General features: G+C 73.1%; 18 protein-coding genes and 3 pseudogenes. 16 read left to right on the forward strand and 5 right to left on the reverse strand.

Going from position 1 to position 18,222, the window contains the following annotated elements; all coding sequences use genetic code 11:
- Together trpD and FU792_RS05285 are read right to left on the reverse strand one after the other, a co-directional pair.
- Window positions 1–1,085: pseudogene (gene trpD / locus FU792_RS05280) on the reverse strand (anthranilate phosphoribosyltransferase).
- On the reverse strand, window positions 1,082–1,420 hold the full coding sequence (locus tag FU792_RS05285) for a response regulator transcription factor (RefSeq protein ID WP_238706048.1): 339 nt from the start codon (window positions 1,418–1,420) through the stop codon (window positions 1,082–1,084). The pseudogene trpD and the gene FU792_RS05285 overlap by 4 nt, the downstream one beginning before the upstream one ends.
- A 257-nt stretch (window positions 1,421–1,677) precedes the next feature.
- On the opposite strand from FU792_RS05285, the gene ctaE reads away from it, so the two are divergent.
- Genes ctaE through FU792_RS05315 form a run of 6 tightly spaced genes read left to right on the forward strand, consistent with a single transcriptional unit; the run spans window position 1,678 to window position 6,750 of the window.
- The gene (gene ctaE / locus FU792_RS05290; protein ID WP_022924775.1) at window positions 1,678–2,274 is read left to right on the forward strand and encodes an aa3-type cytochrome oxidase subunit III; all 597 of its coding nucleotides are present in this window, start codon (window positions 1,678–1,680) and stop codon (window positions 2,272–2,274) included.
- A gap of 53 nt (window positions 2,275–2,327) precedes the next feature.
- Entirely contained in the window at window positions 2,328–3,131 is an 804-nt protein-coding gene (qcrC, locus tag FU792_RS05295; protein WP_022924774.1) for a cytochrome bc1 complex diheme cytochrome c subunit, read from the forward strand.
- Window positions 3,132–3,134: 3 nt separating this feature from the next.
- Entirely contained in the window at window positions 3,135–4,253 is a 1,119-nt protein-coding gene (gene qcrA, locus FU792_RS05300; RefSeq protein WP_022924773.1) for a cytochrome bc1 complex Rieske iron-sulfur subunit, read from the forward strand.
- Window positions 4,250–6,055, forward strand: a complete 1,806-nt coding sequence (gene qcrB, locus FU792_RS05305) for a cytochrome bc1 complex cytochrome b subunit (RefSeq protein ID WP_022924772.1) — start codon at window positions 4,250–4,252, stop codon at window positions 6,053–6,055. Before qcrA ends, qcrB begins: the two co-directional genes overlap by 4 nt.
- A 55-nt stretch (window positions 6,056–6,110) precedes the next feature.
- Window positions 6,111–6,446: a metallopeptidase family protein gene (locus FU792_RS05310; RefSeq protein ID WP_022924771.1), complete on the forward strand. Its 336-nt coding sequence runs from the start codon at window positions 6,111–6,113 to the stop codon at window positions 6,444–6,446.
- A gap of 22 nt (window positions 6,447–6,468) precedes the next feature.
- A complete protein-coding gene (locus FU792_RS05315; RefSeq protein ID WP_022924770.1) occupies window positions 6,469–6,750 on the forward strand; it encodes an Lrp/AsnC family transcriptional regulator in 282 nt (93 codons plus the stop codon).
- Between the two features lie 21 nt (window positions 6,751–6,771).
- Here FU792_RS05315 and FU792_RS05320 read toward each other — a convergent pair whose 3' ends face one another.
- On the reverse strand, window positions 6,772–8,577 hold the full coding sequence (locus tag FU792_RS05320) for a DEDD exonuclease domain-containing protein (RefSeq protein WP_022924769.1): 1,806 nt from the start codon (window positions 8,575–8,577) through the stop codon (window positions 6,772–6,774).
- Between the two features lie 137 nt (window positions 8,578–8,714).
- On the opposite strand from FU792_RS05320, the gene FU792_RS05325 reads away from it, so the two are divergent.
- Window positions 8,715–9,062 carry a hypothetical protein gene (locus tag FU792_RS05325; protein WP_022924768.1) on the forward strand — a complete coding sequence of 116 codons (348 nt, stop codon included), beginning with the start codon at window positions 8,715–8,717 and terminating at the stop codon, window positions 9,060–9,062.
- A 3-nt stretch (window positions 9,063–9,065) separates the two neighbouring features.
- Here FU792_RS05325 and FU792_RS05330 read toward each other — a convergent pair whose 3' ends face one another.
- Window positions 9,066–10,865 carry an AMP-dependent synthetase/ligase gene (locus FU792_RS05330; RefSeq protein ID WP_022924767.1) on the reverse strand — a complete coding sequence of 600 codons (1,800 nt, stop codon included), beginning with the start codon at window positions 10,863–10,865 and terminating at the stop codon, window positions 9,066–9,068.
- A gap of 79 nt (window positions 10,866–10,944) precedes the next feature.
- Here FU792_RS05330 and FU792_RS05335 point away from each other — a divergent pair, with 79 nt between their 5' ends.
- From FU792_RS05335 to FU792_RS05345, 5 genes and pseudogenes are all read left to right on the forward strand, one after another.
- Window positions 10,945–11,901 carry an ROK family glucokinase gene (locus FU792_RS05335; protein WP_022924766.1) on the forward strand — a complete coding sequence of 319 codons (957 nt, stop codon included), beginning with the start codon at window positions 10,945–10,947 and terminating at the stop codon, window positions 11,899–11,901.
- Window positions 11,898–12,116, forward strand: a pseudogene (locus FU792_RS18765) (hypothetical protein); the annotation flags it as partial. The gene FU792_RS05335 and the pseudogene FU792_RS18765, both read left to right, overlap by 4 nt.
- A 94-nt stretch (window positions 12,117–12,210) precedes the next feature.
- Window positions 12,211–12,918, forward strand: a complete 708-nt coding sequence (locus FU792_RS05340) for an ROK family protein (protein ID WP_338101180.1) — start codon at window positions 12,211–12,213, stop codon at window positions 12,916–12,918.
- Window positions 12,919–12,977: 59 nt separating this feature from the next.
- Window positions 12,978–13,301: pseudogene (locus tag FU792_RS19130) on the forward strand (endonuclease/exonuclease/phosphatase family protein); the annotation flags it as partial.
- A gap of 122 nt (window positions 13,302–13,423) precedes the next feature.
- Entirely contained in the window at window positions 13,424–13,663 is a 240-nt protein-coding gene (locus tag FU792_RS05345) for an endonuclease/exonuclease/phosphatase family protein (RefSeq protein ID WP_149814593.1), read from the forward strand.
- On the opposite strand, the gene FU792_RS16670 is transcribed toward FU792_RS05345, so the two are convergent.
- Window positions 13,664–13,840, reverse strand: coding sequence for a hypothetical protein (locus FU792_RS16670; RefSeq protein ID WP_161600200.1), 177 nt, complete (start codon window positions 13,838–13,840; stop codon window positions 13,664–13,666).
- Window positions 13,841–14,010: 170 nt separating this feature from the next.
- Here FU792_RS16670 and FU792_RS05350 point away from each other — a divergent pair, with 170 nt between their 5' ends.
- The 4 genes from FU792_RS05350 (at window position 14,011) to FU792_RS05365 (ending at window position 18,216) form a co-directional block, all read left to right on the forward strand.
- Complete coding sequence (locus tag FU792_RS05350; protein WP_238706049.1) at window positions 14,011–15,129, forward strand: 1-acyl-sn-glycerol-3-phosphate acyltransferase; 1,119 nt, start codon at window positions 14,011–14,013, stop codon at window positions 15,127–15,129.
- Between the two features lie 42 nt (window positions 15,130–15,171).
- The gene (locus FU792_RS05355) at window positions 15,172–16,539 is read left to right on the forward strand and encodes a class II 3-deoxy-7-phosphoheptulonate synthase (protein WP_022924761.1); all 1,368 of its coding nucleotides are present in this window, start codon (window positions 15,172–15,174) and stop codon (window positions 16,537–16,539) included.
- 1 nt (window position 16,540) lies between these two features.
- Complete coding sequence (locus FU792_RS05360; protein WP_022924760.1) at window positions 16,541–17,614, forward strand: GntG family PLP-dependent aldolase; 1,074 nt, start codon at window positions 16,541–16,543, stop codon at window positions 17,612–17,614.
- A 95-nt stretch (window positions 17,615–17,709) separates the two neighbouring features.
- On the forward strand, window positions 17,710–18,216 hold the full coding sequence (locus FU792_RS05365) for a molybdopterin-dependent oxidoreductase (RefSeq protein WP_237740013.1): 507 nt from the start codon (window positions 17,710–17,712) through the stop codon (window positions 18,214–18,216).
- The last annotated feature ends 6 nt before the right edge of the window (window positions 18,217–18,222 follow it).

Consider the following 18,222-nt stretch of genomic DNA (forward strand, 5'->3'; position numbering starts at 1 on the left):
TCAGCGCGTCGCGCGCACCCAGCGCTCCACGACCCGGGCCGCGCCGCCGTCGTCCAGGGCGGCGACCGCGCGGCTCATGCCGTCGACCACTGCTGACCGCAGCTCCGCCTCGGAGCCGGGGTGGGTGCCGGCCTCACCAGCGGCGACCACGGCCAGGGCGGTGCCGGCGTTGAGCAGGACCGCGTCGCGCACCGGGCCCTGCTCCCCGTCGAAGAGCCGTCGGGCCACCTGCGCGTTGTGCGTGGCGTCGCCGCCGCGCAGGGCCTCCAGCGGGTGCGCCGCGAGCCCGAGCTCCCGGGGGTCGAGCGACCAGCGCCGGACCGATCCGTCGTCGCCGGCCCACCAGAGGGTGCTCGTCGTGGCGGTGGTGATCTCGTCCAGCCCGTCGTCGCCGCGGAAGACGACCGCGCGGGTGCCCCGTCCGGCGAAGACCTCGGCCATGAGCGGCGCCATGCGCGGGTCCGCGCAGCCGACCGCGGCATAGCGTGGCTGGGCCGGGTTCGTCAGCGGGCCGAGGAAGTTGAAGGCGGTGCCGATGCCCAGCTCGCGCCGGACGGCGCCGGCATACCGCATCGCCGGGTGGAAGGTGAGGGCGAAGCAGAAGGTGATGCCGGCCTCCGCGACGACGTCGCGCACCTGGTCGGGGGTGAGGTCCAGGTCGATCCCGAGCGCCTCGAGCATGTCCGCGGAGCCGGAGCGCGGCTGGAGGCGGCCCGGTTGCCGTGCTTGACCACGGTCGTCCCGGCGGCCGCCATGACGACGGCGGACATCGTCGAGATGTTGACCGTCATCGCACGGTCGCCACCGGTCCCGACGATGTCGACGGTGGGGCCGGGGACCTCGAAGCGGTGGGCGTGCCGCAGCATCATGGCCGCCAGTCCGGTCATCTCCTGCGCGGTCTCACCCTTGGCGCGCAGCGCGGTGAGGAAGCCCCCGAGCTGGGCGTCGGTGGCAGACCCGGACATCACCTGGTCCATGGCCCAGGCCGCCACGTCGGCGGACAGGTCCTGCCTCTGGGTGAGCGCGGTGAGGACGTCCGGCCAGCTCGGGTGCGCCGCGCCGTCCGCCCCGGCGCCGGAGGTCACCGGCGGGCCAGGTCGGCGATCGCCGCGGTCAGCCGGGCCTCGTCGAGCGGTCGCGACAGCACGGCGTCCGCCTGCGACCACGTGGCGAGCCAGCCGTCGCCCGGCCGTCCGGTGAGCACCAGGACGGGCGGGCAGTCGAAGAGCTCGTTCTTGAGCTGGCGGCACACGCCCATCCCGCCGTAGGGCTGCGACTCGCCGTCGAGCACCAGCAGGTCGTAGTCCCCGGTCTGCGCCTCCAGGAGGGTGACCTCGGGCGTGGCGCACTCCATCCACCGCTCCACGACCACGTCGTCCGCGGGCCGCTCGCCCACGCCGACGCGGACCGCGTCGCGCACGCTGCGGTCGTTGCTGTAGAGCAGGATCGAGACCGAGGTGGTGCCCGTGGGGTGGAGGGGACCGCAGGAGAACTCATGCGGCTGATCCTACCGAGGCCCGCGGACCGGAGGAAGACTGCCCGACGGGGCGGCGGGGTGGTCGCGCGACGGCGCCCGAAGTCGCCTACCATGGGTATGTGGCGACAACTCCTGCGGCAACCCTGAGCGATGTTGACCGGTTCCATGCGACGGCGCACGGACCGGCCACCCGGCCCAACATGGTCGCGGTCGGCACCATGGTGTGGCTGGGCAGCGAGATCATGTTCTTCGCCGGCCTCTTCGCGATGTACTTCACCATCCGCTCGGTCTCGCCCGACCTGTGGGCCGAGCGCACCGAGTACCTCGACGTGACCTTCGCCTCGATCAACACCATGATCCTGGTCATCTCCTCGGTCTGGTGCCAGTTCGGCGTCTGGAAGGCCGAGCGCGGCATCCCCCACCGCACCGGCAGCATCTTCAAGCTCGGCAACCCGCTGGGGGACACCGGCTGGGGCATGCGCGAGTGGTACGTCCTCACCTACCTCTTCGGCGCCACCTTCATCGCGGGCCAGGTCTGGGAGTACGCCACGCTCACCAGCGAGGGGCTCACCCCGACCGCCGACCCCTACGGCTCGGTCTTCTTCATCACCACCGGCTTCCACGGCCTGCACGTCACCGGCGGTCTCCTCGCCTTCCTGCTCATCATCGGGCGCAGCTTCACCGCCAAGCGCTACACCCACGCCCAGGCCACCGGCGCCGTCGTGACCTCCTACTACTGGCACTTCGTCGACGTCGTCTGGATCGCCCTGTTCGCCGTCATCTACATCCTGCGGTGAGTGGTATGCCTGACCGCCCCCACCCTGCCCCCTCACCCCGGAAGGACCGCCGCGTGAGATCTCTCGCCGCCCGCCGCCGCAGCCCGCTGGCGCTGCTGGTGCTCATCGTCCTGGCGCTGTCCTTCACCGGCACGGCCTACGCGGCGATGCAGGCGAACGTCCCGCCCGGCACGTCCTCCGAGGAGGCCACCGAGGAGCAGCTGGAGGAGGGGCGCCAGCTCTTCCTCGGCAACTGCGCCTCCTGCCACGGTGCCAACGCCCAGGGCAACGGCGAGGCCGGCCCGTCGCTGCACGGCGTGGGTGCGGCCTCCGTCGACTTCCAGGTCGCGACCGGACGCATGCCGCTCCCGGCCCCGGACGTGCAGGCCGAGCGCAACATCTCCCAGGTGCAGTTCAGCGACGAGGAGATCACCGCGCTCGCGGTCTACATCGACTCCCTCGCCCCCGGGCCGGACGTGCCCGAGGAGCAGTGGCTCGACGCCTCCGAGGGTGACCCCTCCAACGGCGGCGCGGTCTATCGCACCAACTGCGCCATGTGCCACAACTCCTCCGGGACCGGTGGCGCGCTGACCCGCGGCAAGTACGCCCCGACCCTCATGGGCGTGGACGAGCAGCACATCTACGAGGCGATGGTCACCGGCCCGCAGTCGATGCCCGTCTTCAACGACCAGAACATCACCCCCGAGGAGAAGCGCGACGTCATCGCCTTCCTCAAGAGCGTCGAGGAGGGCGCCAACGACCAGGGCGGGCACACGCTCGGCAGCCTCGGCCCGGCCGGCGACGCGCTCTTCGCGTGGACGATCGGCATCCTGGCCTTCATCGGCGCCGCCGTGTGGCTCGGACGAAAGGCGGCCTGACCAGTGACCGACTCGACGAACTCCCAGCACGGCCGGCCCGAAGGCAGCACCGCCCCGGCCACCCGCGAGCAGGCCGGCGCCCCGGCGCTGACCGACCGCTTCGAGAACCCCGGGCTGCCGCCGCACGTGCCGCGGCGTGCCGACGAGGACCCGCGCGCCGCGAAGCGCGCGGAGATCCAGGTCGTCGGGCTGTTCACGATCTCCGCGCTCGCCTCGATCGCCTTCGTGGTCGCCTACTACGCGATCGACCCCGAGCTCAAGGGCTACCTGCTCGGCATCGGTGAGGTCAACCTCTTCCACGTCGCCCTCGGCGTCACCATGGGACTGTCCCTGCTGTGCATCGGCCTGGGGGCCATCCACTGGGCCAAGACACTCATGCCGGACCAGGAGGTCGTCGAGGAGCGTCACCCGCAGTCCTCCGACGAGGACGACCGGCTGGCGGTGGGGCGGCAGCTCTCGCACGGCTGGCGCAGCTCGCAGCTCAACCGCCGCGCAGCGATCCTCGGCTCGGCCGGTGGTGCGCTCGGGCTCTTCGCGCTCCCGCTGGTCCTGCCGGTCGCCGCAGGGCTGGGGCCACGTCCCCGGGACGAGCTCTACACCACCCACTGGGACGAGGGCACCCGGCTGATGATCGACCCCTCGGGGGCGGCCATCCGGGCGGCGGACGTCACCCAGGGCTCGGTCTTCCACGTCATGCCGGAGGGCTGGGTCGGTCACGAGGCCATCGAGGAGCACGGTGCCGAGGAGGCGATGATCTCCAAGGCCAAGGACCAGGTCATCCTGGTCCGGCTCGACCCCTCGACGATCAAGAGTCAGAAGCAGCGCGAGTGGGGCTACGAGGGCATCGTCGCCTACTCCAAGGTCTGCACCCACGTGGGCTGCCCCGTCGCGCTCTACGAGCAGCAGACCCACCACCTGCTCTGCCCCTGCCACCAGTCGACCTTCGACATGACCGACGACTGCAAGGTGATCTTCGGCCCGGCCAAGCGCGCGCTGCCGCAGCTGCCGATCACCGTGGACGGGGAGGGCTACATCGTGGCCGCGGGCACGTTCCGCGAGCCGGTCGGACCGAGCTTCTGGGAACGCGAGCGTCCCGGGCTGTTGGGAGTTGACGAGTCATGACGACGCACGTGCCACAGGGAGCAGCCGGCCTGCGCTCCGACGAGACCCGGACGGAGCGGCCGTTCGACCAGACCGACCAGGCCAGCCAGGACGCCAAGTTCCCCGGCGCCCTGGTCTGGGCCGACGAACGCGTCGGCGCGGCCAAGGGCCTGCGCTTCGCGCTCAAGAAGGTCTTCCCGGACCACTGGAGCTTCCTGCTGGGCGAGATCGCGATGTACTCCATGATCATCGCGCTGGTCACCGGGACCTTCCTCACCCTGTGGTTCGTCCCGAGCATGGGCCACGTCACCTACGACGGCGCCTACGTCCCGCTCAAGGGTGTCGGCATGTCCGAGGCGTATGCCTCGACCCTCGACATCAGCTTCGAGGTCAAGGGCGGTCTGCTCATCCGGCAGCTGCACCACTGGTCGGCGCTGTTCTTCATCGTCGGGATCGCGCTGCACGCGGCCCGGGTCTTCTTCACCGGCGCCTTCCGCAAGCCGCGGGAGATCAACTGGCTCATCGGCGTGGTCCTGTCGCTGCTGGCCATCATCGAGGGCTTCGCCGGCTACTCCCTCCCCGACGACCTACTGTCGGGCACCGGCATCCGGGCCATGAACGGCTTCATGATGTCGGCCCCGGTCATCGGCACCTGGCTGACCTTCTTCGTCTTCGGCGGAGAGTTCCCGGGCGAGTCGATCATCCCGCGCCTCTACATCGCGCACGTGCTGCTGCTGCCGGCCATCATCGTCGGCCTCTTCGTCGCGCACCTGGCCCTGGTCGTCATCCACAAGCACACGCAGTACCCCGGCCCCGGCCGCACCAACGACAACGTGGTGGGCTTCCCCATCATGCCGGTCTACGCAGCCAAGGCGGGCGGCTTCTTCTTCGTCGTCTTCGGCATCACCGCGCTCGTGTCGGCCCTGGTGCAGATCAACGGCGTGTGGGTCTACGGGCCCTACGACCCGACCCAGGTGACCGCGGGCAGCCAGCCCGACTTCTACATGTGGTTCTCCGACGGCGCGCTGCGGCTGCTCCCGGGCTGGCTGGAGTTCACGCTCTTCGGCACCGTCTGGAGCTTCAACATCTTCCTCGGGTCGTTGGTCCTGCTGCCCCTGGTGTGGGTCGTGCTCGCCGTCTACCCCTTCCTCGAGGCGTGGGTCACCGGCGACAAGCGCGAGCACCACATCCTGCAGCGGCCGCGCAACGCCCCGACCCGCACCGCCATCGGGGCCGCGGCCATCTCGATGTACCTCGTGCTGGCGCTGGCGTGCGTCAACGACATCCTGGCCATCAAGCTCGGGCTGTCGATCAACGACCTCACGATCCTGTTCCGGACGATGTTCTTCGTGCTCCCGGTGCTGGTCTTCGTCGTCGTCAAGCGGTTGTGCCTGTCGCTGCAGCGCCACGACCGCGAGCGGGTGCTGCACGGCAACGAGACCGGGCGCATCGTCCGCACCCCCGAGGGCCGCTTCTTCGAGGCGCACGAGCCGCTGGACGAGTACGAGCGCTGGGCCCTCGTGGACTACGACACCCCGACCCCCCTCGGGCTCACCCAGGGCCCGGAGGTGGACGAGCGTGGCGTGGCCCGCCGCCGCAGCCCGTTGGCCGGGGCCCGCGACGCGCTGTCGTCCTTCTTCTACAAGGACACCGTCTCGGCGGTCACGCCGGCCGAGCTGGCCGCGGCGCACCACCACGGCGAGCACGACGCGCTGGAGGAGTCCGCCACGCCGCAGCTGGGTGCGCCCGTCAACGACAGCGTCGGCGACGACGACTTCACCGACGCGCACGGCTCGGCCGTGCACGCGCCCCGCCATCACTGAAGTTCCGCCCGACGGTCAGCGCCCCGCCCCCGAGCCGGAGGACGGGGCGCTGACCATGTCGGCGCAGGAGTTCGAGGAGGCGGTCGGTGACTCGCTCGACCTCGTGCCGGTCGCCCTCATGAACCGGCTCGACAACGTCGTCTTCCTCGTCGAGGACGAGCCCCCGCCGGAGGACCCCGACCTGCTCGGTGTCTACGACGGCATACCCCTGACCGAGCGAGACCACGGGGTGCAGCTGCCGGACCGGATCGTCATCTACCGCGGGCCGCTGCTGCGGATGTGCGAGGACCGGGAGGACCTGCTCGACGAGATCGCGGTGACGGTCGTGCACGAGATCGCCCACCACTTCGGGATCGACGACGCCCGGCTGCACGACCTCGGGTGGGGCTGAGACGGGACGCTAGAGTGGTGGCGTGATTTCCGCCATCGTCGTCATCAGGGCCGAGGTCGGCCGCATCCCCGAGGTCGCCCAGGAGATCGCCGAGATCGAGGGCATCCGGGAGGTCTACTCGGTCACCGGTGACGTCGACCTCATCGCTATCGCCCGGGTGAACCGGCACGAGGACTTCGCCGACGTCATCGCCGACCGCCTCAACAAGGTGCAGGGTGTCCTGGAGACGACGACGCACATCTCCTTCCGCACCTACTCCTCCTCCGACCTCGAGGCCGGCTTCTCCCTCGGGCTCGACCACTGACCTGACGCGCCCCGACGCGGCTCAGGCCGGCAACGTGCCGGTGGGCCGGTCCAGGGGCCGCATCCCGGTCTGGGCGACGCGGCCGTCTGCGGGATCGTGCTCGGACCAGGTGCCGGCCTGCGGCTCCAGCTGCGCCCTGCTGGCTCCGGCGCCCCCGACCGGGCAGGTCCACTCCCCGTCGAGGTCGACCAGGCGGACCCCCGGCGACTCCAGCCAGCGCAGGACGAGCTCGGTCTCCTCCGGCAGGACCGCCGGGTGGGCCCGGCCGTCCCGGTGGCCGGCGTCCTCCAGCACGACCTCCGCCGTCTCCCGCAACGCCGCGACGTAGGGCATCGGGTCGGCACCGCGGGGGCTGACGCACGCGCCGGCCAGCCGACCGTGGCGCACGCACACGAGCTCCCACCCGCCGTCCTCGCCGGGGCGGGCCGCGATGAGCTGCGGGGCGGCGGTGAGCGGCCGGAGCCGCTGGCTGCGCGCGGTCGCCCGGACCAGCGCCATCATGCGGTCGCGCAGCGTGCGCGCCTCCTCGAAGCGTTCCTGGGACGCCAGCTCCTCCAGCCGCCGGCGCAGCGCGTCCACCGTGTGGCTCGTGCTGCCGGTGAGCGCCTGCCCCGCCCGCCGCGTGACCTCGGCGTAGTCCTCACGGGTCTGGGCACCGACGCACGGGCCGCCGCACCGCCCGATCTCGAGCAGCACGCACGCCGCGTCCCCCGGGCTCCTCGCCGAGAGCCGACGGGTGCACTGACGCAGCGGGACCACCTCGTGCAGAGCCGTGATCGCCGCCTCGGCACCGCGCCGGGAGCCGAACGGCCCGGCATACTGCGCGCCGTCGCGGTCGGTGACCGATCGCACGACGGACAGGCGAGGGAAGGCCTCGTCGGTCAGGCGGACCCAGACCGCCTTCTCCGGGCGCCGTGAACGGCGGTTGTAGCGCGGCCGGTGCTCGGCGATCAGCCGCAGCTCGCGCACCGAGGCCTCCAGGGCGGTGGCGCAGACGATGGGGGTGAGCGACTCGGCCAGACCCACCATCTCCGACATCCGCCGCCGCGTCTCCGAGGCGGTGAAGTAGGTCAGCGTGCGACGGCGCAGGTCGGTGGCGGTGCCGACGTAGAGCGGGGTGCCGGAGGCGTCGCGGAAGACGTAGACCCCGGGGGCCGACGGCATCGCCTCGGCGAGGAACCGCTTGCGCCGCTGCGCCGTGCTGACCCGGGAGCTGTAGGACTGCAGCTCCTCCAGCGTGTGCACCCCGAGGTTGCCGACCCGCTCGACGAGGCCGTGCAGGACGTCCACGGTCGCGCGGGCGTCGTGCAGCGCCCGGTGGTCGGGGGTCGTGGTCGCCCCGAAGAGCCGCGCCAGGCTCCCGAGCTTGTGGTTGGGTGCCTCGTCCTTGTGCACCAGCTGCCGCGCCAGCCGCACGGTGTCCAGCACGGGGAACCCGGGCCACGGATGACCGGTCTCCTGCGCCGCGGCCTTGAGGAAGGAGACGTCGAAGCCGGCGTTGTGCGCCACGAGCACGCTGCCGCGGGCGAACTCCAGGAACTGCGGGAGCACGGTCGCGATCCGTGGCGCCTCGATCACCATCGCGTTGGTGATGCCGGTCAGGACGGTGATGAAGGCCGGGATCGGGGTCGCCGGTCGGACCAGGGTCTGGAACTCGGCGAGCACCTCGCCCCCGCGCACCTTGACCGCGCCCACCTCGGTGATCTGGGACCCGGAGGGCGAGCCGCCGGTGGTCTCCAGGTCGACCACCACGAAGGTGACGTCGGACAGCGCGGTGCCCAGGTCCTCGAAGGTCTCCTGGGTGAACCCGGGGTGCACCATCTGCATGCCCCCGACGCTAGGTCCCGCCACCGACAGACCGGGGCAGGCGGCTCGGCAGGGCGCCAGGCCCACCGGTCGGACCGAGGGGCGGGAGGGGTATGTCGGTGGGCGCCCCTAGCGTCGTCGGCGAAGGAGGTGGACCGATGAACCCGACCACACCACCCCACCCAGAGGGCGCGTCCACGGCGCTCATCGACTGCGAGACCTGCCCGGTGCGTGGGCGTCACTGCGGTGACTGCTTCGTGCCGGTCCTGGGGCGGATCTGGCTGCAGACCCCCGAGGTGGTGCCCGAGCAGGCACCCGCGCCGCGTCGGTCGTCGCGGCCCTCGCCCGACGTCGCTCCCGGGACGGAGGTGTGGGAGGGCCGTGCCGGTCTCGACAGCGACGAGCTGGCCGCGGTCGGTGCCTTCGTGCGTGCCGGCCTGGTGACGCCGCAGGAGGCGGACGCCGCGCGGGCGGTCGTGGACCGGCCCCGTCGTGCCACCGGGTGAGTCTCAGCGCCGGGAGTAGATCGCCTCGATCTGCTCCGCGAGCGCCTCGGCCACCCGGGCGCGCCGCACCTTCAGCGAGGGCGTGAGCAGCCCGGAGGCGATCGTCAGGTCCTCGGGCAGCACGGTGAAGGCGCGTATCGACTCGGCACGGCTCACGGTGGCGTTGGCCGCGTCGACCGCCTGCTGGATCTCCTCGTGCACGCGGGGGTGAGCAGCCACCTGCGCGGCGTCCAGCCTGGCGAGCCCGTGGGTATCCAGCCACTCGGGCAGCACCTGCTCGTCCAGGGTGACCAGCGCCGCGACGAACGGTCGGCCCTCGCCGACGACGACGCACTGGGAGACCAGCGGCGCAGCCCGCACCCGGTCCTCCAGCGGGCCGGGGGAGACGTTCTTGCCGCCGGCGGTGACGATGAGGTCCTTGAGCCGCCCGGTGATGCGCAGGAAGCCGTCCTCGTCGAGCTCGCCGAGGTCGCCGGTCCGCAGCCACCCGTCCTCCAGGGCGGCCCGCGTCGCCTCGGCGTCCCCGCGGTAGCCGCGGAAGACTCCGACCCCGCGCACCAGGATCTCGCCGGTGTCGTCGACCCGGACCGCGGTGCCGGGCACCGGCCGCCCGACCGTGCCGATGCGGATCATGTCCGGCGTGTTGACCGTGGCCGGAGCCGTGGTCTCGGTCAGCCCGTAGCCCTCGAGCACGACCAGGCCCATCCCGCGGTAGAAGTGCCCGAGACGCTCCCCGAGCGCCGCCCCGCCGGAGATGGCGTAGCGCACCTCACCGCCGAGCGCGGCGCGCAGCCGCCGCAGCACGAGACGGTCCGCGAGCGCGTGCCGCGCCCGCAGCGTCACCCCGACCGTGCCGGAGTCCAGGCCGCGGCTGTAGGCCTCGGCGACCCCGGCCGCCCACCGGAAGAGCCGCAGCCGGGCCGCACCGCCACGGGCGGCGCTCTGCTCGGCGGAGGTGTGGATCTTCTCGAAGACGCGCGGGACGGACAGCAGGAAGGTCGGGCGGAAGCCCGCGAGGTCGTCGAGCACGGTGCTCGGGTCCGGCGTGTGCCCCATCCGGACCCCGGAGTGCAGGCAGACCACCTGGATGAAGCGGGCGAAGACGTGCGCCAGGGGGAGGAAGATCAGGTTGGCCGCACCGGGTGCGTCGACGATCTCGGCCAGCCGTTCGGTGGCGTTCTCGACCAGCGACATGAGGTTGTCGTGCGTGATCTCGCAGCCCTTGGCGCGCCCCGTGGTGCCCGAGGTGTAGATGATCGTGGCCAGGTCGCCGCGGTCCAGGGCGCTGCGCCGCTGCTCCAGGGCCTCGTCGGCGACCTCCGCACCGGCCGCGGCGAGCTCCGCCAACGACCCGGTCTCGATCTGCCAGACGTCCCGGAGCCCGTCGAGGCCGTCGCGGGCGTGGGAGACCGTCGCCATCATGGCGGCGTCCTCGACGACGACGGCCACCGCGCCGGAATCCTGGCAGATCCAGCGCACCTGCTCGGTAGAGCTGGTCTCGTAGATCGGGACCGGCACGGCGCCGACCGTCCACAGCGCCAGGTCCGTCAGGGTCCACTCCAGCCGGGTGCGGCTCATCAGCCCGACACGGTCACCGACGTCGATGCCGGCGGCCACGAAACCCTTGGCGAGCGCGTCTACCCGCCGCTGCAGCTCGCTCGCGGTGAGGTCCTGCCAGGCGCCGTCGTGCCGTACCGAGACCATCACCCGGTCCGGCTGGGTGCGGGCCCAGCGCCGCGGGTAGTCGGCGACGGTGCCCGGTCGGGCGTCGGGGACGAGTGAGGGCACGGTCACCTCGGGCACGCGGGTCTCCAGTTCGGGCGTGGGCAGGTCGTGGCGCAATCAGCCTGGTCACCCTACCCGTGCCCGCTAGGGTGACCGGGTGAGCATCTGCGTGGGCGTGGACATCGGTGGGACCAAGATCGCGGCCAGCGCGGTGGCCGAGGGAGCGATCCTGGAGCAGGCGCTGCGGGAGACCCCGGCCCAGGCGCCCGACGACATCGTCGCGGCCGTCGGTGACGTGGTCCGAGAGCTGCAGGAGCGGCTGGGGGCCGACGCCCCGGTGGAGGCGGTGGGCGTGGCCTGCGCCGGGTTCATCGACCGCGGCGGCGACGTCGTGGTCTTCGCCCCCAACCTCGCCTGGCGCGACGAGCCGCTCCGCTCCCGCCTCGAGGAGGCGACCGGCCTCCCGGTGGTGCTCGAGAACGACGCCAACGCGGCCGCCTGGGGCGAGTTCCGTTTCGGGGCGGCCCGCGACGTCGAGGAGATGGTGCTCATCACCCTCGGCACCGGGGTCGGTGGCGGCATCGTCGTCGACGGCGAGCTGGTGCGCGGCAGCCACGGGATGGGGGCCGAGGTCGGGCACATGCGGATGGTCCCCGACGGGCACCGCTGCGGCTGCGGCAACAAGGGGTGCTGGGAGGTGTATGCCTCCGGCAGCGCCCTGGTGCGCGAGGCCCGCGAGCTGGTGGCCGGGGGCAGCCCGCACGCCGGCGCCCTCGCCGACGCCTGCGCGGGCGACCCCCAGGCCATCAACGGCGTCATGGTCACCACCGTGGCGCAGCAGGGTGACCCCGCGGCCCGGGAGCTGCTCGAGGACGTCGGACGGTGGGCCGGCGAGGGGCTGGCCAGCCTCGCCGCGATCCTGGACCCCGGGCTCCTGGTCATCGGCGGTGGCGTCTCCGCCGCCGGCGACCTCGTGCTGACCCCGGCCCGGGCGGCCTTCGCCCGCAACCTCACCGGGCGGGGACACCGCGACGTCACCCCCGTGGTGCTCGCCGAGCTCGGCAACGACGCCGGGATGATCGGCGCCGCGGACCTGGCCTCGCGACGCGTGTGAGCGAGCCCTCCGGCAGCGACCACCCGGCCCTGGCGGTCGGGATCGACGTCGGTGGGACCCGCATCAAGGGCGGGCTGGTCGACGACGACGGTGCTCTCCTCGACGTGCGGGTGCGGTCCACACCGGGACGGTCCGCACCTGCCGCCGAGGTCGAGGACGTCATCACCGCCCTGGTCGGCGACCTGACCGGGCTCGCGGCGGCGCGTCGCCGGGACGTGGCGGCGGTCGGGGTCGGCGCCGCAGGCTTCGTGGACGCCCGGCGCGGGACGGTCGTCTTCGCACCACAACCTGTCCTGGCGGGACGAGCCGCTGCAGGAGCGCCTCGGGCGGCGGCTCGACCGGCCGGTGCTGGTCGACAACGACGCCCACGCCGCGGCCTGGGCCGAGCACCGGTTCGGGGCGGGCCGGGGCGAGAGCCACCTCGTCATGCTCACCCTCGGCACCGGCATCGGTGGTGCGATCCTCACCGACGGCCGGCTGCAGCGGGGCAGGCACGGCCTGGCCGGCGAGTTCGGGCACCAGCAGCTCGTCCCGGACGGGCGTCGCTGCGAGTGCGGCAACCGGGGCTGCTGGGAGCAGTACGCCTCGGCCGGCGTGCTGGCCCGGACCGCGCGCGAGGTCGTCCAGGCCGGTGGCGAGCACGCGACCGGCTGGCCCGGCCTGCGGGGGCGACGCCGGGCTGCTGCGTGGCGAGCACGTGACGCAGGCGGCGCAGGAGGGCGACCCGGCGGCGCGGGAGATCCTCGCCGACGTCGGCCGGTGGCTCGGGACCGGTCTGGCCGGGGTGGTCGCGGCCCTCGACCCGGGGACCGTCGTGATCGGGGCGGGGCCGGGCTCGCCGGCGAGCTGCTGCTCGGCCCGGCCAGAGAGAGCCTGGCCCGCCGTCTGGTGGGCCGCGGACACCGCCCGCTGCCGGTGGTGGTGGCCGCCTCGCTGGGCGCCTCGGCGGGGCTGGTCGGCGCTGCGGACCTCGCCCGCGCCGAGGTCTCCCGCCGCGGCGGCGACGGTCGCGGGTGAGGCGGCGCCCGGCATACCCGCATCGCGGACCAGCGCGAGGCCTGGGGGAGGATGGACCCATGACCTCGCTGCGCGTCGCCTCCTACAACATCCGAGGACTCAAGGACGACGCCGCGGCCGCCGCGCAGGTGGTCCGCGCCCTGGCCCCGGACGTGCTCCTGCTGCAGGAGGTCCCGCGGTACCCGGCGTCGGAGTACGCCATCAGCGCCTTCGCCCGCTCCTGCGACCTGCTGTGGTCGGGGCGGACGAGGCTGGTGAGCGGCACCGGCCTCATGACCGCGCTCCGGGTGACCGCCGAGGACTCGCAGGACCGCCGGCTCGGCGTCGGGCTGCGGGAGAACCCGCGCAGCTACACCGTCACCCGGGTGCGGCTGCCCGACGGTCCCCGAGCCAGCGTGGTCTCGATCCACCTCTCGCTGCGACCCGACCAGCGCGCGCAGCACGCACGCACGGTGCTGACCGAGCTGGCGGCCGACCCGCCTTCCCCGACGACGAGCCGCTGGTCGTGGGGGGCGATCTCAACGAGGAGCGCGACGGGGCCGCGTGGGGAGCCATCGGCGAGGCGCTGGTCGAGGTGTCCGCGGACCGACCGACCTTCCCCGCCCACCAGCCGCACCGTCTCATCGACGCGATCTTCGCCCGCGGCCACGCGTCCGCGACCCCCGGGGACCCGGCGCTGCTCGACGGGATGCCCGTCACGAGGGCGAGCGACCACCTGCCGGTCTGGGTCGACCTCGAGCTCTGATCAGACCCGGGCCCCGTCGTCCCCGTCGAAGGGTTGTCGGCGTCGGGGCTGACGCAGGACGAGGAGCACGAAGCCCGCGACGGCGAGCAGCATGCCGAGCGCGGCGAACCACCGGTCCAGCAGCGGCACGATCGCCGAGAAGACCACGAGCAACGGACCGACGACCAGACCGACCACGATGCCCCAGAAGTGGAGATCGCCGGCGGGCAGCGGCGGCGGCGGGGAGGGACGAAGTGGTCCTCCTCCTCCGGCGGCTCGTAGGAGCGGTGGTCGGTCGCCATCCCCTCCGGTGTCCGGGTCCCGTGGTGGGAGGCCGGTGGCTCGGCGGGCCACGGCGGGTTCACCGTATGCCCCTGCGCCCCGGCACCGTCCTCGCGCAGCCCGGCGACGATGTCCCGGAACGCGCGGTCGACGTCGGGGTCGCCGGGGCCGTTCTCGGGGCTGGACGAGGTCACACCCCGTCAGTCTCGCACGGCCCTGTGGCGCCAGCATGGTCGATCCGGGTGGTCGGGGGTAGAGTCGGCGCGCACCCCAGCCCGATCCACGGCGACGACGCCACCAGGAGGACCACGTTGATCTACTGGATCCTCAAGCACTTCGTCGTCGGGCCGCCGATCAGGGCGATCTTCCGTCCCTGGATCGAGGGTCGCCAGCACGTCCCGGAGCAGGGCGCGGCCATCCTGGCCAGCAACCACCTGTCCTTCTCCGACTCGATCTTCCTGCCGCTCATGGTCCACCGGCGCATCACCTTCCCCGCCAAGATGGAGTACTTCACCGGCACCGGGGTCAAGGGGTGGCTGACCAAGCTGTTCTTCACGTCCACCGGGCAGATCCCCATCGACCGCTCCGGCGGGTCGGCGTCCATGGCCGCCCTCGAGCAGGGCCTCGAGGTGCTGCGGCGCGGCGAGCTCTTCGGCATCTACCCCGAGGGCACCCGCAGCCCGGACGGCAAGCTCTACCGCGGCAAGACCGGGATGGCGCGGATGGCGCTGGAGGCCGACGTGCCGATCATCCCCTGCGCCATGATCGACACCGACAAGGCGCAGCCCACGGGGCAGCGCATCCCCAACGTCGTGCAGGTCGGGGTGCGCATCGGCCGGCCCATGCACTTCCCGGAGCACGCCGGCCGCAGCGAGGACCACGCCATCCTGCGGCAGATCACCGACGAGGTGATGGCCGAGCTGCAGCGGCTCTCCGGCCAGGAGTACGTCGACGAGTACGCCGCCACCGTCAAGGAGCGGCTGACCGCGCGCGCCCGCGCCGGGGTCGAGCAGGCCCGGGTCGGCATCGAGCACGCCGCGGAGCGGGCCCGCGAGGGACTGGAGCACGCGGGGGAGCGCGCCAAGGAAGGCCTGGGGCAGGCCAAGGGCGACCTCGCCGACGCCACCGGGCGGGCCCGGGAGAACCTCGCCGAGCGGCGGGCACGCCGGCATCCCGACACCGAGCTGGCGCCGCCGCAGGACTGACGCCGCGTCAGACGACCCCAAGCCGTCTCCTACGATGGTGCGGTGAGCATCGACCTCAGCGGACTGGCCACCTCGGGCGGCCATGACATCGACTGGCCCGACCTGCCGGCCCGGCAGCAGCCGACGTGGGACGACACGGCGGCCCTGGCCCAGACCCTGTCGGTGCTCTCCACCTATCCGCCGCTGGTCTTCGCCGGTGAGTGCGACCAGCTGCGCCAGCGGATGGCCGCGGTCGCGGCCGGGGACGCCTTCACGCTCCAGGGCGGCGACTGCGCCGAGACGCTCGCGGACGTCACCGGTCCCAACATCCGGGACCGGATCAAGACGATCCTGCAGATGGCGGTGGTGCTCACCTACGGCGCCGGGCTGCCGATCGTCAAGGTCGGGCGGATGGCGGGCCAGTTCGCCAAGCCGCGCAGCGCCGACACCGAGACCCGCGACGGCGTCACCCTGCCCGCCTACCGCGGCGACATGGTCAACGGCTTCGAGTTCACCCCCGAGGCCCGCCGACCCGACCCCGAGCGGTTGCTGCGCTGCTACCACGCGAGCTCGGCCACCTTGAACCTCGTGCGCGGCTTCACCAGCGGCGGTTTCGCGGACCTGCGCAGCGTGCACGCCTGGAACAAGGGCTTCCTGACCGGGCCTGCGCAGGCGCGCTACGAGCAGATGGCGGGGCACATCGACCGGGCGGTGCGCTTCCTGGAGGCCTCGGGGGTCGCCGACGCCGAGGAGATGCGGCGCGTCGAGTTCTACTCCGCGCACGAGGCGCTGGTGCTGGACTACGAGCGCCCCATGGTCCGTCGCGACCACCGCACCGGGCTGCTCTACGACACCTCCAGCCACCTGGTCTGGGTGGGGGAGCGGACCCGCGACCTGGACGGTGCGCACATCGACTTCGTCTCCCGGATCCAGAACCCCGTCGCGGTGAAGCTCGGCCCGACCGCCGACCGGGAGACCGTCCTCGCACTCATGGACCGGATCGACCCCGACCGCACCCCGGGACGGCTCACCTTCATCACCCGGATGGGTGCCGGGAAGATCCGGGACGTCCTGCCCTCCCTGCTCGGCTCGCTCGGCGAGGACGCGCGCAGGGTCGCGTGGGTGTGCGACCCCATGCACGGCAACACCTTCACCTCGCCCAGCGGCTTCAAGACCCGCCGCTTCGAGGACGTCGTGGATGAGGTGCGCGGCTTCTTCGAGGCGCACGCGGAGGCGGGGACGCACCCCGGCGGCATCCACGTGGAGCTGACCGGCAACGACGTCACCGAGTGCGTCGGCGGCACCACCCCGGTCGACCTGGACGACCTGGGCCTGCGCTACGAGACGCTGTGCGACCCGCGGCTCAACCACCAGCAGAGCCTGGAGCTGGCCTTCGTCGTGGCCGAGATGCTGGAGCGGGGCGGGCGCTGAGGTGGGCGACCGACAGGGGATGGTCGCCGACCTGCGCTCGGACACCCTGACCCGTCCGACGCCCGGCATGCGGGCCGCCATGCTCGAGGCCGAGGTGGGCGACGACGTCTACGGCGAGGACCCCACCGTCGCCGAGCTCGAGGAGCAGGTCGCGCGGCTGCTCGGCCACGAGGCCGCGCTGTTCATGCCCACCGGCTCCATGGCCAACCAGGTCGGGCTGCGGCTGCACGCGGGACCGGGGCAGGAGGTCATCAGCGACCACCTCGCGCACGTGCTGCGCGCCGAGCTGGGCGCGGCGGCGGCATACTCCGGCATCACGACGCGCAGCTGGGTGGCCGAGCGTGGGCGCCTGGACGTCGAGACGGCACTGCGCGTGATGGTGCCCGACGGCGGCGCCTACCAGGTCAGCACGGCCTGCGTCGTGGTCGAGAACACCCACAACTTCGGGGGCGGCACGGTCCAGCCGCTGCCCGAGCTGCGGCGGCTGCGGCAGCGGACGCAGGAGGCCGGGGTCGGGGTCCACCTGGACGGCGCCCGGCTGTGGAACGCGCACGTCGCCACCGGGGTGGCGCTCGCCGACTACGGCGCCTGCGCCGACACCGTCTCGGTCTGCCTCTCCAAGGGTCTCGGTGCCCCGGTCGGGTCGGTGCTGGCCGCCTCGGCGGAGCGGATCGGGCAGGCCCGGATCCTGCGCAAGCGGATGGGCGGCGGGATGCGCCAGGTCGGGATGCTCGCCGCCGCCGGACGGTATGCCCTCGAGCACCAGCTGGAGCGCCTCGCCGAGGACCACCGGCGCGCGGCCGAGGTCGCCGCCGCGGTCGGTGAGCAGCTTCCCGAGGTGGTCGACCCCGCCACGGTGGAGACCAACATCCTCGTGCTCGACGTCGGCGCGGCCGGCTGGTCGGCCGCCGACTTCGTGACGCGGGTCGGCGACCGCGGGGTGCACGGCTACCCGACCGACGCCCGGCACGCCCGCTTCGTGTGGCACCTCGACGTCGACGACGCCATGACCGGGCATACCGCCGACGTCCTGGTCGCGGTGCTCGGGGAGCGGCGGACCGGCGCGGGGTCGTGATGACGCCGGGGGGTCGTTCCGGTCGTGACCCGGTTCGCGGGCTGCCGCCCGGACAGCGCGCGACCCGGACGTGGCGCGCGTCCCACTACGGTCGGGTGCCGACCCTCGAGGCCGAGGGGTGGACGCTGCGCGTGGGTGGGGAGACGCTGGACGGCGGGGTGCGGGTGCTGACCTGGGAGGACCTGGCGGACCTGCCCGACGTGGAGGTCGAGGCCGACCTGCACTGCGTGGACCGGCACAGCGTGACCGGGCTGCGGTGGGGCGGCGTCCGGATGCGCGACGTCCTGGCCTTGGCCCCGCCGGCACCAGGGTCGGAGCACGTGCTCCTGGCCGCGGTGCGCGGCTACGCCGCCGCGGTGCACCTGGAGGAGCTGCGCCACCCCGACGCGCTGCTGGCGCACAGCGTCGACGGCGAGCCGCTCAGCCCGGAGCACGGGTGGCCGGCCCGGGTCGTGCTGCCGCACCTCTACGGCTTCAAGGGACCCAAGTGGGTGGTCGAGGCGACCTACCACCGTGAGCCGCAGCAGGGATGGTGGGAGTCGCACGGCTACCACCCGCGTGGCCGGGTGGCCCGGGAGGAACGCTTCGCGCACCAGGACTGAACGGGG

Source organism: Serinicoccus marinus DSM 15273 (assembly GCF_008386315.1).
GTDB lineage: Bacteria > Actinomycetota > Actinomycetes > Actinomycetales > Dermatophilaceae > Ornithinicoccus > Ornithinicoccus marinus.

Excerpts from the sequence above, each read along its gene's own strand:
- FU792_RS05325 (WP_022924768.1), top strand. The coding sequence starts at position 8,715 with ATGAACCCGACCACACCACCCCACCCAGAGGGCGCGTCCACGGCGCTC.
- FU792_RS05350 (WP_238706049.1), top strand. The coding sequence starts at position 14,011 with ATGCCCCTGCGCCCCGGCACCGTCCTCGCGCAGCCCGGCGACGATGTC.
- FU792_RS05310 (WP_022924771.1), top strand. The coding sequence starts at position 6,111 with ATGTCGGCGCAGGAGTTCGAGGAGGCGGTCGGTGACTCGCTCGACCTC.
- qcrB (WP_022924772.1), top strand. The coding sequence starts at position 4,250 with ATGACGACGCACGTGCCACAGGGAGCAGCCGGCCTGCGCTCCGACGAG.
- FU792_RS05320 (WP_022924769.1), bottom strand. The coding sequence starts at position 8,577 with ATGCAGATGGTGCACCCCGGGTTCACCCAGGAGACCTTCGAGGACCTG.
- ctaE (WP_022924775.1), top strand. The coding sequence starts at position 1,678 with ATGGTCGCGGTCGGCACCATGGTGTGGCTGGGCAGCGAGATCATGTTC.